The organism is Cupriavidus consociatus, from assembly GCF_017814975.1.
GTDB classification, from domain to species: Bacteria; Pseudomonadota; Gammaproteobacteria; order Burkholderiales; family Burkholderiaceae; genus Cupriavidus; species Cupriavidus consociatus.
In genome coordinates, this window is the sequence record NZ_JAGIQA010000010.1 from 57,485 (window position 1) to 71,864 (window position 14,380).

Annotated in this window: 11 protein-coding genes; 4 read left to right on the forward strand and 7 right to left on the reverse strand. The window is 66.9% G+C overall.

Translation table 11 applies throughout. From position 1 onward, the window contains the following. Positions 1-43 precede the first annotated feature (43 nt). The 6 genes from dut to J8I82_RS15420 all read right to left on the reverse strand — a co-directional run bounded on the left by dut (position 44) and on the right by J8I82_RS15420 (position 7,518). On the reverse strand, positions 44-544 hold the full coding sequence (dut, locus tag J8I82_RS15395) for a dUTP diphosphatase (RefSeq protein WP_209758879.1): 501 nt from the start codon (positions 542-544) through the stop codon (positions 44-46). A 68-nt stretch (positions 545-612) separates the two neighbouring features. After that, on the reverse strand, positions 613-1,632 hold the full coding sequence (locus tag J8I82_RS15400) for an LLM class flavin-dependent oxidoreductase (protein WP_209758881.1): 1,020 nt from the start codon (positions 1,630-1,632) through the stop codon (positions 613-615). 16 nt (positions 1,633-1,648) lie between these two features. Further along, entirely contained in the window at positions 1,649-2,851 is a 1,203-nt protein-coding gene (coaBC, locus tag J8I82_RS15405) for a bifunctional phosphopantothenoylcysteine decarboxylase/phosphopantothenate--cysteine ligase CoaBC (RefSeq protein ID WP_209758883.1), read from the reverse strand. Between the two features lie 136 nt (positions 2,852-2,987). After that, positions 2,988-3,518: a signal peptidase II gene (gene lspA, locus J8I82_RS15410; protein WP_209758886.1), complete on the reverse strand. Its 531-nt coding sequence runs from the start codon at positions 3,516-3,518 to the stop codon at positions 2,988-2,990. Next, a complete protein-coding gene (gene ileS, locus J8I82_RS15415; RefSeq protein ID WP_209758897.1) occupies positions 3,518-6,409 on the reverse strand; it encodes an isoleucine--tRNA ligase in 2,892 nt (963 codons plus the stop codon). Before ileS ends, lspA begins: the two co-directional genes overlap by 1 nt. Before the next feature lie 113 nt (positions 6,410-6,522). Beyond that, positions 6,523-7,518 (reverse strand): bifunctional riboflavin kinase/FAD synthetase, encoded by a 996-nt coding sequence (locus J8I82_RS15420; protein WP_209758899.1) that lies wholly within the window; start codon positions 7,516-7,518, stop codon positions 6,523-6,525. A 262-nt stretch (positions 7,519-7,780) separates the two neighbouring features. Between J8I82_RS15420 and J8I82_RS15425 the strand changes: the two genes are divergently transcribed. After that, positions 7,781-9,595, forward strand: coding sequence for an ATP-binding response regulator (locus tag J8I82_RS15425; RefSeq protein ID WP_209758901.1), 1,815 nt, complete (start codon positions 7,781-7,783; stop codon positions 9,593-9,595). Positions 9,596-9,619: 24 nt separating this feature from the next. On the opposite strand, the gene J8I82_RS15430 is transcribed toward J8I82_RS15425, so the two are convergent. After that, positions 9,620-10,279: a response regulator gene (locus J8I82_RS15430; protein ID WP_011615962.1), complete on the reverse strand. Its 660-nt coding sequence runs from the start codon at positions 10,277-10,279 to the stop codon at positions 9,620-9,622. 266 nt (positions 10,280-10,545) lie between these two features. Between J8I82_RS15430 and purN the strand changes: the two genes are divergently transcribed. From purN to J8I82_RS15445, 3 genes are read left to right on the forward strand one after another with little or no spacing between them, the layout of a single operon-like run. Further along, on the forward strand, positions 10,546-11,211 hold the full coding sequence (purN, locus tag J8I82_RS15435) for a phosphoribosylglycinamide formyltransferase (RefSeq protein ID WP_209758903.1): 666 nt from the start codon (positions 10,546-10,548) through the stop codon (positions 11,209-11,211). Then, complete coding sequence (locus tag J8I82_RS15440) at positions 11,208-12,620, forward strand: RsmB/NOP family class I SAM-dependent RNA methyltransferase (protein ID WP_209758906.1); 1,413 nt, start codon at positions 11,208-11,210, stop codon at positions 12,618-12,620. Before purN ends, J8I82_RS15440 begins: the two co-directional genes overlap by 4 nt. 59 nt (positions 12,621-12,679) lie before the next feature. Further along, the gene (locus tag J8I82_RS15445; protein ID WP_209758908.1) at positions 12,680-14,071 is read left to right on the forward strand and encodes a mechanosensitive ion channel family protein; all 1,392 of its coding nucleotides are present in this window, start codon (positions 12,680-12,682) and stop codon (positions 14,069-14,071) included. Positions 14,072-14,380 lie beyond the last annotated feature (309 nt).

Below are 14,380 nucleotides of genomic sequence, written 5' to 3' on the forward strand. Positions count from 1 at the left end.
TGGCGCCACAGGGCGCCAGTTTTGCTTCGCAACCCTCGGCGCGTCAGGCGCCGGCCTTGGCGTGATGCACGCCGGTCGAGCCGAAGCCACCGGCGCCGCGCTCGCTGTCCTCGCTGAACTCGTCTACCGTCGTGAAGATCGGCCGCAGCACCGGCACGAACATCATCTGCGCGATGCGCTCGCCCGGCTGGATCACGATCGGCTCGGTGCCCGGCGCATTGCGGTTCCACACGCTGACCATGATCTGGCCCTGGTAGTCGGCATCGATCACGCCGATCGAGTTGCCCAGCACCAGGCCCTTCTTGTGCCCCAGGCCCGAGCGCGGCACGATGGTCGCGGCCATGTAGGGGTTGCCCATGTGAACGGCGATGCCGGCCGGGACCAATTGCGCGGGCGTGCCCGGGGCGATCGACACCGGCGTGTCGACGCAGGCATGCAGGTCGATGGCGGCAGCCATTTCGCTCTGGTAGGCGGGCAGGCCCCATTCGTTCAGGCGGGCATCGAGCACCTTGATTTCGACGGTGGGGTTCAGAGGCTGGGTCATGGGCAATCCTGGGGGAATTCGGTTCAACAGATTGGTTGGCAGCGGCGCATGATACCGGACGGATGGGCTCACGCCGCGGCGCCGAGGTCAAACGCCTGTGCCAGTAGTTCGTAGGTGCGCAGCCGCGCGGCGTAGCTGGCGGTGACGCTCAGCACGACCAGCTCATCGGCGGCAAACTGCTCGCGCAGCGTTTCCATGCGTGCGGCCACGCGCTCGGGCGTGCCGCACAGGGTGCGCGGGCGCGCGCGCTCGATCAAGAGCCGGTCACGCTCGGTGGGCGAGAACTCCGTGGCCTGTGCCAGCGACGGGATCGGCGCGTTCACGCCATAGGCCATCTGCAGGCGGCGCAGGTCGACGGCGCGCTCCAGTTCGGCAGCCTCGGCATCGGTGTCGGCGCAGATGACGAAGATGGCGGCCGCGCTGTAAGGCCTGGCCTCGTAGCCCGGCGAGAAATCGTCGCGGTACTGCTGCGCCACCAGGTGGCCGCCATGCGCGTTGATAAAGTGGGCAAAGGCGAAGCGCAAGCCTAGCCGCGCGGCGAGCGCGCCGCCGTAGTCGCTGGAGCCGAGCACCCACAGCTCGGGTCGGGTGTCGATCTCGGGCTGCAGCAGCACGCCTTCGGCCAGGTGACCGGTCGGCACTTCACCGCGCAGCAGTACCGACAGGTCGCGCACCTGGTCTTCGAACTGTGCGCCGCGGTCGTACTGGCCCATCGCCACCGCCTGCGCGGTGCGCAGGTCACCGCCAGGCGCGCGGCCGACGCCAAGGTCGATCCGGTTCGGGAACAGGCCTTCGAGCATGCGGAACTGCTCGGCGACCTTGAACGGGCTGTAATAGGGCAGCATCACGCCGCCGGAGCCGAGGCGGATGCGCTGCGTGACGCTGCCAATACGGGCCAGCATGACTTCGGGTGCGGGATTGCAGACGCCGCGCAGGCCGTGGTGCTCGGCGCACCAGTAGCGGGTGTAGCCCAGCGCGTCGGCCATCTGCGCCAGTTCCACGGTGGCGGCGAGCGCATCGCGGGCGCTGTGGCCGGCGATGACGGGGCTTTGGTCGAGTACCGACAGGCGCAGGCGTGGCTTGGGCATCGGATCCGCTCCGCGCTCAGGGCCGCGCCCGGCCCGGCAGCCGCTGGCCGATCGCGGCTACCAGCTGGCGCGCCAGCGACAGCTTGTCGGCGCGCGGCAGCCGCGTCATGCCGGCGGCATCGAACAGCACGATCTCGTTGTCGTCCAGGCCAAAGGTATGGTGGCCGATATTGCCGACCAGCAGCGGCACGCCCTTGCGCTGGCGCTTCTGTTCGCCGTACTGCTCCAGGTTTTCGCTTTCGGCCGCGAAACCGACGCAGTAGGGCGCATCGGTGCGCGCCGCCACGGTGGCGAGGATGTCCGGGTTCTGCACGAACTGCAGCGTGGGCGTGTCGGTGTCGTTGGCCTTCTTCAGCTTCTGCTGGGCCACCTCCGCGGGGCGCCAGTCGGCCACCGCGGCCACGGCGACGAAGACATCGGCGCCGGGCAGCTGTGCCAGCACTGCGTCATGCATCTGCTGCGCGCTGCGCACGTCGGTGCGCACCACGCCGCGCGGCGTGGGCAGGCCGGTGGGTCCAGCCACCAGCAGTACCTCGGCGCCGGCCTCGCGCGCCGCGCGCGCGATCGAGAAGCCCATCTTGCCCGACGACAGGTTGGTGATGCCGCGCACGGGATCAATGGCCTCGAAGGTCGGCCCGGCGGTGATCAGCACGCGCTTGCCTTGCAGCGGCTTTGGCTGGAAGAAAGCGATGATGTCGTCAAGCAGTTCTTCCGGCTCGAGCATGCGGCCGTCGCCGACTTCGCCGCAGGCCTGGTCGCCGCTGCCGGGCCCAAGAATTGTCACGCCGTCGGCGCGCAGCTGCGCGGCATTGCGCTGGGTCGCAGGCGCGGCCCACATCTGGCGGTTCATCGCCGGCGCCACCAGCAGCGGGCAGTCGCGCGCGATGCACAGCGTGCTAAGCAGGTCGTCGCACAGGCCGTTGGCCAGGCGCGCCATGAAATCGGTGGAAGCCGGGGCGATGACGATGGCGTCGGCCTCGCGCGAGAGGTCGATATGCGCCATGTTGTTGTCGATGCGGGCGTCCCACTGCGACAGGAACACCGGTCGGCCGGACAGCGCCTGCATCGTCACCGGGGTAATGAAGTGGGTCGCCGCCTCGGTCATGGCCACCTGCACGGTGGCGCCGGCCTTGGTCAGCAGGCGAACCAGCTCGGCAGACTTGTAGCAGGCGATGCCGCCGGTGAGGCCGAGAACGATGTGCTTGCCGCGCAAATCCATGGTGGGGAGCCTGGCTGGGGAGAAAGGGAAATGATACCGGGGAAGCCGGCTGGAGGTTTGCTCCCCAGAGGACTGCTCCCCTCTCCCGTGAGGGGAGAGGGGGACACCATCGGTCTGCCTAGCTTAATCGCTATGCTCAGTGCTTTCGTACCCGCCGCAACTCATCCACGATCAGCAGCACCGCGCCGACCGTGATCGCGCAATCCGCGACATTGAAAGCCGGCCAGTGATACCTGCCCACGTAGAAATCGAGGAAGTCGACCACGTGACCGTAGATCACGCGGTCGATCACGTTGCCGACCGCGCCGCCCAGGATCAGCGACACCGCGAAGCAGAACAGCCGTTGCCCGGTGTGGCGATACAGCAGCCACACGATGAACGCCCCGACCACGATGCCCAGCCCGGTGAAGAACCAGCGCTGCCAGCCGCCGGCGTCGGCCAGGAAGCTGAACGCCGCGCCCTTGTTGTAGACCAGCACCAGGTTGAAGAAGCCCGTGACCGGGCGCGACTCACCGTAGGTGAAGCTGCGTACGATGACGATCTTGAAGAACTGGTCAAGCAGCACCACCAGCAGCGCGAACGCCAGCCACAGCAGCGGCGTGGTGTTGCCGGCGGCCTTGCTGCCGCGGCGCGCCGGCCGCGCGGACCGGGACGTGGACGATGCCATCAGGCGTGGCTCCTGTGTTCGCCGGCGCCGAACAGATTACTGTCGCAGCGGCCGCAGAGGGTGGGGTGGTCCGGGTTGTGGCCGACATCGGCGCGGTAGTGCCAGCAGCGCTCGCACTTGGCATGCGCCGACGGCGTTACCGTCACCAGCAGGTCGCCGGCTTCGGGCGCGGCGGTGACCTTGGCCGACGAAGTCAGCAGCACAAAGCGCAGGTCGTCGCCCAGGCTCTGCAGCGCCTGCAGCACCGGGCCGCCGGCCTGGATGGTCAGCTCTGCCTGCAGCGACGAGCCGATCTCGCCTTCCACGCGCACGGCTTCCAGTTGCTTGGTGACTTCGGCGCGCACTTCGCGCAGCGTATGCCATTTCTGCAGCAGGTCGTCGGCGTCGTCCATTTCCGGCACCGGGTAATAGGTGCTGGTGAAAATGGTGTCGGTGTGTTCGGTGCCGTGGATAAAGACCTGCCACGCTTCCTCGGCGGTGAACGACAGGAACGGCGCCATCCAGTGCAGCATCGCCTGGGTGATGTGGTACAGCGCATTCTGCGCCGCACGGCGCGCCTTGGAGTCCGCCGCCGTGGTGTAGAGACGGTCCTTCAGCACGTCAAGATAGAAGCCGCCGAGGTCTTCCGAGCAGAAGGTCTGCAGCTTGGCCACCACCGGGTGGAATTCGTAGGCCTCGTAGTGCGACAGCACTTCCTTCTGCAGCCGGTCGGTCAGCGCCACGGCATAGCGGTCGATCTCCAGCCATTCCGACGCCGGCAGCGCGTGCTTGCCGTGGTCGTAGTCGGACAGGTTCGACAGCAGGAAGCGCAGCGTGTTGCGGATGCGGCGATAGCTTTCCACCACGCGCTTGAGGATCTCGTCCGAGATCGACAGCTCGCCCGAGTAGTCGGTCGACGCCACCCACAGGCGGATGATCTCGGCGCCCATCTTGTTGGAGATATCCTGCGGCGACACGGTGTTGCCGACCGACTTGGACATCTTGCGGCCCTCGCCGTCGACCGTGAAGCCGTGCGTCAGCAGCGCCTTGTAGGGCGGCTTGCCGTACAGCATCGACGCGGTCAGCAGCGACGAGTGGAACCAGCCGCGGTGCTGGTCGGAGCCTTCCAGATACAGGTCGGCCAGGCGGCCTTCGGGCGTGTCGGCGGCCTGGTCGTACAGGTCGTCGCGGTGCGAGCTGCGGACCACGGTCCAGTGCGTGGTGCCGGAGTCGAACCAGACGTCGAGCGTGTCGCGGTTCTTCTCGTACTGGCTGGCCTCGTCGCCCAGCAGTTCGGCCGGGTCCAGCGTCTGCCACGCCTCGATGCCTTGCTGCTCGACGCGCCTGGCGATCTCTTCGAGCAGTTCAGGCGTGCGCGGATGCAGCGCGCCGGTTTCCTTGTGCACGAAGAAGGCCATCGGCACGCCCCACTGGCGCTGGCGCGACAGCGTCCAGTCCGGCCGGTGGGCGATCATGTTGTGCAGGCGCTGCTTGCCCCATGACGGATAGAACTCGGTGGCCTCGATGCCTGCCAGCGCGGTCTCGCGCAGCGTCGGCACGGGCTTGCCGTTTTCCTCGGTCGGATCCACGTCCATGCCCGCGAACCACTGCGAGGTGGCGCGGTAGATGATCGGCGTCTTGTGACGCCAGCAGTGCATGTAGCTGTGGGTGTACTTGTGCGAATTGAACAGGTTGCCTGATTCCTGCAGCGCATCGACGATCTTGGGGTTGGCATCCCAGATCGACAGCCCGCCGAACAGCGGCAGGGTGCCGGCGTAGACGCCGTTGCCCATCACCGGGCTGATGATGTCGCTGTCGGGCATGCCGTGCGCCTTGCACGACTGGAAGTCTTCCACGCCATAGGCGGGCGCCGAGTGCACGATGCCCGAGCCGGTATCGGTGGTGACATAGTCGCCGAGGTAGATCGGCGACAGGCGGTCATAGCCCGCGTCCATCTTGGCCAGCGGGTGGCGGAAGCGGATTTCCGACAGCGCTGCGCCGGTGGCCGTGGCGACCACCTTGCCTTCCAGGGCGTAGACCTTGAGCTGCTCCTCGACACGCTCGGTGGCCAGGATCAGGTAGCCGCGCGGCGTGTCGACCAGCGCGTATTCCACCTCCGGGTGCACGTTCAGCGCCTGGTTGCTCGGGATGGTCCACGGCGTGGTGGTCCAGATCACGATCCAGCCCGGCTTGGCATTGATCTGGTCGAACGGCACCTTGAAGGCGTGCGCCAGCTTGTCGGTCTCGGCAAACGGGAAGCCCACGTCGATCGACAGGTCGACCTTGTCCTTGTACTCGACTTCCGCCTCGGCCAGCGCCGAGCCGCAGTCGAAGCACCAGTTCACCGGCTTCAGGCCGCGGAATACGTAGCCCTTTTCCATGATCTTGCCGAGCGCGCGCAGTTCGTCCGCCTCGTTGCTGTAGTTCATGGTCAGGTAGGGATGGTCCCAGTCGCCCAGGACGCCCAGGCGCTCGAAGTCCACCATCTGGCGCTTGATCTGCTCGGTGGCGTACGCGCGCGCCTTGGCCTGGACTTCCTGCACCGGCAGGCCCTTGCCGAACTTCTTTTCGATCTGGATCTCGATCGGCATGCCGTGGCAGTCCCAGCCCGGGACGTAGACGGCGTCGAGCCCGCTCAGGCCGCGCGCCTTGATGATCATGTCCTTGAGCACCTTGTTGACGGCGTGGCCGATGTGGATATCGCCGTTGGCATACGGCGGGCCGTCATGCAGCACGAACTTCTTCGCGCCCTTGCGCGCCGCGCGGATCTTCTTGTAGATCTGCTTCTCCTGCCACTGCTTGACCCACTGCGGCTCGCGCTTGGGCAGGTCGCCACGCATGGGAAAAGGCGTGTCGAGCAGGTTGACGGGATACTTGTTTTTCTCGGGCTTGGCGCGTTTGTCGTCGGACATTTCGATTCTCGAAGCAATTCGTTGGCGCGCGGCCGGCGGCAGGCCGTGGCGCGCGCGGGAAGACTGGGCGGGGCATGCGAACCGGGCCCGCGCACACTGGCGGGCACCGGCCGCTAGCTAATTCGGTCGGTGGCGGAGGTGGCGAAGTCGCGGCCACCGGTGCCTTCGGCAGCGCCAGGCGCGGTCAGGCCGAAGAACCCGCGCGCGTCTGCGCTGTCCTTGGCGATCGCGGCGGTCAGGTCTTCCAGGTTGTCGAAGCGCGCCTCGTCGCGCAGCTTCTTCATGAACTCGACCCGTACCAGCTTGCCGTACAGGCTTTCGTTGAAGTCAAAGAGGTGGACTTCCAGCAGCACGCGGCCGGCGTCCTCGATGGTCGGGCGCACGCCGATGCTGGCCACGCCGGGCAGCGGGTGGTCGGCAATGCCGTGCACCTGCACGACAAAGATGCCGTTGACCGCCGGGCGCTTGTGCGAAATGCGCAGGTTCAGCGTCGGGAAGCCCAGGTCGCGGCCGAGCTTGCGGCCGTGGATCACGTGACCGCTGATGGCATAGCCGTGGCCCAGCAGGCGCCGCGCGTGCTCGAGGTCGCCATCGGCCAGGGCCTGGCGCACCGCCGAGCTGGAAATGCGGATGCCGCCTTCGGAGACCGAGCCCATCTGCTCGACATCGAAGCCGAACCGGCGCCCGGCGTCCTGCAGGTAGGCAAAGTCGCCGGCGCGCCTGGCGCCGAAGCGGAAGTCGTCACCGACCAGCAGCCAGCGCGTGTGCAGACCGTGCCACAACACGTTTTCAACGAACTCCTGCGGGGACTGGCCGGCAAAGTGGGCGTTGAAGTGCTCGACCACGACGCGGTCCACGCCGTTGCGGCGCAGGCTTTCCAGCTTGTCGCGCAGCAGCGCGATGCGGGTAGGCGCCTTGTCCGGGGTAAAGAATTCGCGCGGATGCGGCTCGAAGGTCATCACGCACAGCGGCAGGCCGCGCGCGTCTGCCGCCGCGCGCGCACGCGCGAGCAGCGACTGGTGGCCGCGATGCACACCGTCGAAATTGCCGATGGTGAGCGCGCAGGGCGCCCGGCTCTCGGCGTTGGGCAGGCCGCGGAAGACTTTCACGGGGACGGCGGGAAATGTTTCGGGTAAAGCGAGCATTATAAGGCGAATGGGTCGGCTTGCCGCTGCCGGGGCCCTCATGTGCGCCAAGCTGCTGTTTTTGTGCCGCAGCCGGCAAGCCCTGCATGGCGCGATACCGCAAAAAGCGGCATGATATGCACCACTCGGGTGTCTCGCCGGCGTCACATGAAGCCAAAACGCGCGGGGCACGACATTTCTTGCCGCTTTTCCCCGAATTGCGCCCGCCATCTCGATCCAGCCACATTTGAACGCGCTGCCCAACCGGTTCCTGTCCCGGCTTCTGCCCCGTTTCCTGCCGCAATCGAGCAGCGAGCTTGACGTCGAGACCCGCGCCAAGCTGATGGCCATCGTGCACAAGAATGCGCCGACTGCCATCGTCGCCTCCGTGCTGCTGCCGGCGCTGACCACGCTGGGATTCTGGGACGATGTCAGCCACGCAGCGTTGCTGGGCTGGTGCGGGATCATGCTGCTGCTGACCGCGGGCGGGCTGTGGTTCCATATCGGCTACCAGCGCGACGGCGCCTCGATGAGCCGTTCCGCGCATACGCGCAAATGGTGGAACAACATGCGCGTGCTGGCGATACTGACCGGGGTGACCTGGGGCAGCTCGGCGCTGCTGCATTTGTATACGGGTTCGGTGGTCTTCTCCAGCGTGCTGTACCTGCTGACGCTGGGCGTGCTGGCCGGCGGCGCGGTATCGCAGGCGCCGGTGCCGTCCAACCTGGTGTACGCCGGCGTGCCGATCCTGGTGCCCAGCATCCTGATGGCGGAGTTCGCCTTCCCCGGCCATGGCGCTTATGTACAGGGCCTGCTGGTGATCTACGCGCTGATGCTGTCGCGCCATGCCTTCAACCTGCAGGTCACGCTGGTGCGCGCGATCCAGCTCGAGGGTGACAGCCGCCGCCTGGCCAAGCAGTTTCAGGAAGAAAAGGAGCGCGCGCTGCATGCCAGCGAAGAGAAATCACGCTTCCTCGCCGCCGCCAGCCATGACCTGCGCCAGCCGGTGCATGCGCTGGTGATGCTGGTGGAGGCGCTGCGCGCGCGCAACCAGTCGTCGTCGCTGCATCCGCTGGTGGAGCAGGTGGCCGCGGGCACGCAGACCATCGACCTGCTGTTCCGTTCGCTGCTGGACCTGTCCAAGCTCGAGGGCCGCAAGGTCCTGCCGACGCTGGAGCCGTGCGAGCTTGGTGCGCTGATCCGCGACGTGATGAGCCAGTTTGCCGCCGACGCGCGCGAAAGCGGCCTGATGCTGACCCCGCGCGTGCCCGACGAGCTGTACGCGATGGCCGAGCCGGTGCTGCTGCGCCGCGCGCTGTTCAACCTGGTGCAGAACGCGCTGCGCTATACGCAGCGCGGCGGTGTGCTGGTGACCGCGCGCCAGCGCCGCAAGCACGTGCGGCTGGAGGTATGGGACACCGGCGCCGGCGTCACGCCCGAGCACCTGCCCGAAATCTTCTCGCCGTATTACCAGGTCAACAACCCGCAGCGCGACCCGTCTCAGGGCCTCGGCCTTGGCCTGGCGATCTTCAAGGAATGCGTGCGGCTGATGCGCGGCACCTATGGCGTGCGCTCGGTGCCGGGCAAGGGTTCGGTGTTCTGGTTTGCCCTGGCTCCGGTGCCGGCCGAGACCGTCGCCAGCGTACGTGAGATGCGCGCCATGGCGCAGGCCCAGGAAGCCAAGCCCGACCGGCTGCAGGGCACGGTGCTGGTGGTCGACGACGACAGCCAGATCCGCAAGGCGTGGATCGCGCTGATGGAAGCGTGGGGCATCCACGTGGCCTGCGCGGCGCACGGCGCCGAGGCCGACAAGCTGTTTGCCAAGGGCTTGCGCCCGGACATCATCTTCTGCGACCTGCGGCTGCCGGGCAGCGAGAACGGCCTGGACCTGCTGGAGCGCTGGCAGAACACGCAGCCGCAGGCACGCAGCGCGCTGCTGACCGGCGATCTGAAGTCGGCCGCGCTGGCGGCGGCGGAAGAGGCGGGGTATTTCGTGCTGCCCAAGCCGGTGGACCCGGCATCGCTGCGGCTGCTGCTGCGGCGCTGGCTGCGCCCGGCTTAGGCTGGCGCGGGCAAGTGCGGCGCCTTACTGGCGCAGACGGAACCGTTCCATGCGCGACATCACCTGCATCCGGGTACGCACGCCCAGGCGTTGCAGGATCGCAGAGACATGTTCCTTGACCGTGTTCTCGGTCAGCCCGAGCCGGCGCGCGATCACCTTGTTCGGCAGGCCTTCCAGCACCAGGGCCAGCACGGACCCCTGGCGCGGCGTCAGGCCCAGCTCGGCCGGCGTCACCGGGATGCCGTGCGCGGGGCCAAACGACTGTGCCCGCCCGTTCAGGGCTTCATCGGTAGGGAAGGAGGTGTCGCCCGCCAGCACCTTGCGCACCGCGGCGGTGAAGGCATTGGCATCGAGATGCTTGCCGACGAAGCCGCATGCCGACAACGCACGGGCGCGGCCGACGATTTCGGGCGTGGCTTCCGCGGACATGAAGATAAAGCGGGCCCCGGGGATGACGGTCTTGAACGACTGCATGGCATCGAAGCCGGTGCCGTCGTTCAGCCAGATATCGAGCAGCACGATATCGGGGCGTAGCCCCTGCTGCAGGCTCGTCAGGGCTTCGCGGGCACTGCCGGCGGCGTGTACCGCGACATCCGGCATGACTTCGGCAAGGAAGGCCGTGGTGCCTGACAAGGCCATAGGATGATCATCGACCACCAACAACGTCGGTGCAGCGTTCGACATGCGAATTCCCGTCTAATTTCCCGTTTCGTCCTTGTTGTCACCCGCTCGCTCGGAGCACTGTGTCGTTAAAACCCTGCACAGGATTGGCGCGTGGACGTAGCGCCCACTCTAGCAGAGGGGGCGAAGCGTCACAATCCATCAATCGGGGGTATACGGCACCACCGCCACATGTTAGAGACATTGCCGCCTGTCCGGATCTAGTGAATTAAGCACCTAATGGGTTCGCTTTACCGGAGTTTAGTGCCTCGCCTTGGTAGAATTGCGCGATGAAAAAAATTGTCATCTTGATTTCCGGGCGTGGCTCCAACATGGAAGCCATCGTCCGGGCCTGCGCGGGCGGCTGGCCGGCCCGCGTGGCAGCGGTGCTGTCGAACCGGCCCGATGCCGCCGGGCTGCAGTTCGCGCAGCAGCAAGGCATTGCCACCGGCGTGGTCGACCATCGCCAGTTCCCCGATCGCGCCTCGTTTGACGCCGCGATGGCCGAGGCCATCGACGCGCACGCGCCCGACCTGGTGGTGCTGGCCGGCTTCATGCGCATCCTGACGCCGGCTTTCGTCGACCGCTATGCGGGCCGGCTGTTGAATATCCACCCGTCACTGCTGCCGTGCTTTCCGGGGCTGAATACCCACAAGCAGGCGCTGGACGCCGGCGTCAAGCTGCACGGCGCCACCGTGCATTTCGTTACCCCGGAACTCGACCATGGTCCGATCGTGATCCAGGCAGCACTTGATGTGCTGCCGTCCGACACGCCTGAAAGCCTGGCCAAGCGCCTGCTCGATTGCGAGCACCAGATCTATCCCCGCGCCGTACGCTGGTTCGTCGAGGACCGCCTGCAACTGCAGGACGGCGTGGTCAACGTTATCAACCCGGCCGAGCCGCAATTGCTGATGGCCATCTCCGCCCATACCCCGGCGGCAGGAGTCAAGGCATGAGCCGCAACCAGGCAGGAACCCGTCCCACCCGCAGCGAGGGCCACGCGCCGCCGCGCGGCAAGAGCAAGGGCAAGGGCAGCCCCATCCGCAAGCCCGCCAACGGCAATGCCGGCCGCGACGGCGCGCCGCGCATGCATGGTGGGCTGCATGCCGCGCATATTCAGCATATCGACCGCCTGCTTGGCAAGGTCATGCTGTTTGCGCGCCCGGCTGATGCCGTGGTGAGCTATTACTTCCGCGAGAACAGCAAGCTGGGTCATCGCGAGCGCGGCATCATTGCCGAGGCCATCTATGCGGTGCTGCGCCGGCGCGTGGAGTTCGCACAGTTTGCCGAAAGCGGCACCGGCGCCAGCTCGCGCCGCCTGGCGCTGCTAGGCCTGGCTGCCACGCTGGGACGCGACGTGCTGACGCCGTTCCTGCATCCCGAAGAGGCTGAATGGCTGGATCGCCTGACCACGATCGAACGTTCCAGCCTGGCCCCGCGCGTACGCACCAATCTGCCCGAATGGCTCTACGACGAACTGGTGCGCCGCCATGGCGAAGCATTTACCGCGGCGCTGGGCGATGCCTGGCTGCGCCCGGCGCCGCTTGACTTGCGCGTCAACCTTGGCAAGACCAGCCGCGATGCGGCGCTGGCCGAGCTGCAGACCGCCGGCCTGGGCGCCGAGCCGACGCCGATGGCGCCCGCCGGCATCCGCATGACCGGCAAGCCCGCGCTGAACCAGCTGCCGATCTTCGTCAACGGGCTGGTCGAGGTGCAGGACGAAGGCAGCCAGCTGCTGTGCAACCTGGTGGCGCCAAAGCGTGGCGAGATGGTGGTCGACTTCTGTGCCGGCGCGGGCGGCAAGACGCTGGCGCTGGGCGCCGCGATGCGCTCCACGGGCCGGTTGTACGCCTTCGACGTGTCCGAAAAGCGCCTGGCCAACCTGAAGCCTCGGCTCGCGCGCAGCGGCCTGTCCAACGTCCATCCGGTCCTGATCGACTCCGAACGCGACGCCAAGATCAAGCGCCTGGCCGGCAAGGTCGACCGGGTGCTGGTGGATGCGCCGTGCAGCGGGCTAGGAACGCTGCGACGCAACCCCGACCTGAAGTGGCGTCAGACGCCGGAATCGGTGCTGGAACTGACCGCCAAGCAGAGCGCCATCCTTGAATCGGCGGCGCGCCTGGTCAAGGGCGGCGGCCGCGTGGTCTACGCCACCTGTTCCGTGCTCGAGGCCGAGAACGAAGCTATCGTGCGCGATTTCCTCGCCGCGCATCCCAACTTCCGCCTGGTCCCGGCCAGCGAGGTGCTGGCAGACCAGAAGATCGAAGTGCCCGCGTTGCCGGCGGATAGCGGCATGTTCGCGCTGTATCCGCATCTGCACCAGACCGACGGCTTCTTCGCCGCGGTGCTGGAACGCACCAGCTGACGCCTGTGGCCGCCGCCGGCGCATGCAGCTGGCTGGCGGTCCAACCCTGAGTCTCCCCGATGAACGGTGAAACCCTGTCCGGCCTCGGCGGCGAGCTGAAGGCCTCCCATTCGATGTTCGGCAAGATGCTGGGCGACCTGATCCGCGATGCCGGCGGCCCGGGATTTTTCTGGCAGCTGCTGGTGCTCGCCGGCTGCCTCGCGGTGGCGTGGCCGCTGGGACGCTACGTGGTGCGCCGGCTCGAGGCGCGCTACGCCACTTCCAGCTTCTCGCTGCGCTTTGCCGCGGCCAGCCTGGAGCGGGCCATGTTCCCGCTGGCAGGGTGGGTGCTGGTGATGATCGCGCGCTTCGCGCTGGAGCCGCTGATCCCGATCAGCGTGCTGCGGCTGGCGCTGGTGCCGCTGTTCGGCATCACTGCGCTGAACGTCGTCTTCTATATCCTGCGGCGGGTGATGTCAGGCAGCGGACAGCTGCACGGCATGCTGCTGCTGGTAGAGAAAGTGCTGACCACACTGGTGTGGGCCGGCATGGCCCTCTATGTGCTGGGGGTGCTGTCGGACGTGGTCGGGTGGATGCAGGACATGCGTTTCTCGATCGGCGGCAAGCAGCAGATCAGTCTCGCCGACACGCTGTTGGCAGTGGTCTGGATCCTGCTGACGGTGCTGGTGGCGTTGTGGTTCGGGTCCTGGCTGGAGGAGCGGCTGATGCGCTCGGCCAACCTCGACGTCAGCCTCAAGGTAGTTCTGACCCGCATCTCCAAGGCCGTGCTGCTGCTGGTGTCGCTGCTGCTGAGCCTGTCGCTGGTCGGCATAGACCTGACCGTGCTGTCGGTGTTCGGCGGTGCGCTGGGTGTGGGCCTGGGCCTGGGTCTGCAGAAGATTGCAAGCAACTACATCTCGGGCTTCATCATCCTGCTGGACCGCTCGGTCAAGCTGGGCGACCAGATCACGGTGGACAAGTACACCGGCATCGTGTCGCAGATCCGCACCCGCTACACCGTGGTGCGCAACGGCGACGGCGAGACGCTGGTGCCGAACGAGCAGCTGGTGGCGCAGTCAGTGCAGAACCATTCGTTCTCGAATACCAATGTGCGCGTGGCGACGCGCGTGCAGGCCGACTACAGCGCCGATCCCGAGACCGTGATCGCACTGCTGACCGAATGCGTGCGCGAACTGCCGCGCGTGCTGAAGGATCCGGAGCCGGCGGCTTTCCTGGTGCTGTTCGCCGACAGCGGCATCGAGTACGAAGTCGCGGTCTACGTTGCCGATCCGCAGAACGGCAAGCTAGGGGTGCAATCCGCGATGAACCGCGCCATCTGGCGCACGCTGCGCGATCACGGCATTTCGATCCCTTATCCCCAGCGTGAGCTGCGTGTGATGCACGAGACGCCAATGCCCGGGCCAGGCGCCCCCAAGGCAAGTACCTTGCCGGAAGCCGCTAACGCCACCTAGACTGTCACCTGAGCGTCACAGGTCCGTGCAGATGCTAGCCAGGCGGCGAGTCAGGCACCCACGGAACGAAAACCGTCGCACCCCGTCCAAATCCGGGAAATAGCGTATGCTCGCGCCTTCGCCAATCCGGTAGAATGCCGGGTTGTCGCGGGTTGAGACATCCCGCTCCCACATCAGACAGCCGCCAGATTGCAGCGGCTCGTACCTTGTCCCGCCTGCCACGGCCGGCGCCAGACTCGCGTGCCAGGGAGCCCGGAGCGACTTCGGGTCCCGAGGCACGCGCCAGACAGCTATTGCAATCAATAGATT

Bases quoted from the DNA above. Each gene is read 5' to 3' on its own strand.
- dut (WP_209758879.1), bottom strand. From the start codon at position 544: ATGACCCAGCCTCTGAACCCCACCGTCGAAATCAAGGTGCTCGATGCC.
- J8I82_RS15400 (WP_209758881.1), bottom strand. From the start codon at position 1,632: ATGCCCAAGCCACGCCTGCGCCTGTCGGTACTCGACCAAAGCCCCGTC.
- coaBC (WP_209758883.1), bottom strand. From the start codon at position 2,851: ATGGATTTGCGCGGCAAGCACATCGTTCTCGGCCTCACCGGCGGCATC.
- lspA (WP_209758886.1), bottom strand. From the start codon at position 3,518: ATGGCATCGTCCACGTCCCGGTCCGCGCGGCCGGCGCGCCGCGGCAGC.
- ileS (WP_209758897.1), bottom strand. From the start codon at position 6,409: ATGTCCGACGACAAACGCGCCAAGCCCGAGAAAAACAAGTATCCCGTC.
- J8I82_RS15430 (WP_011615962.1), bottom strand. From the start codon at position 10,279: ATGTCGAACGCTGCACCGACGTTGTTGGTGGTCGATGATCATCCTATG.
- purN (WP_209758903.1), top strand. From the start codon at position 10,546: ATGAAAAAAATTGTCATCTTGATTTCCGGGCGTGGCTCCAACATGGAA.
- J8I82_RS15440 (WP_209758906.1), top strand. From the start codon at position 11,208: ATGAGCCGCAACCAGGCAGGAACCCGTCCCACCCGCAGCGAGGGCCAC.
- J8I82_RS15445 (WP_209758908.1), top strand. From the start codon at position 12,680: ATGAACGGTGAAACCCTGTCCGGCCTCGGCGGCGAGCTGAAGGCCTCC.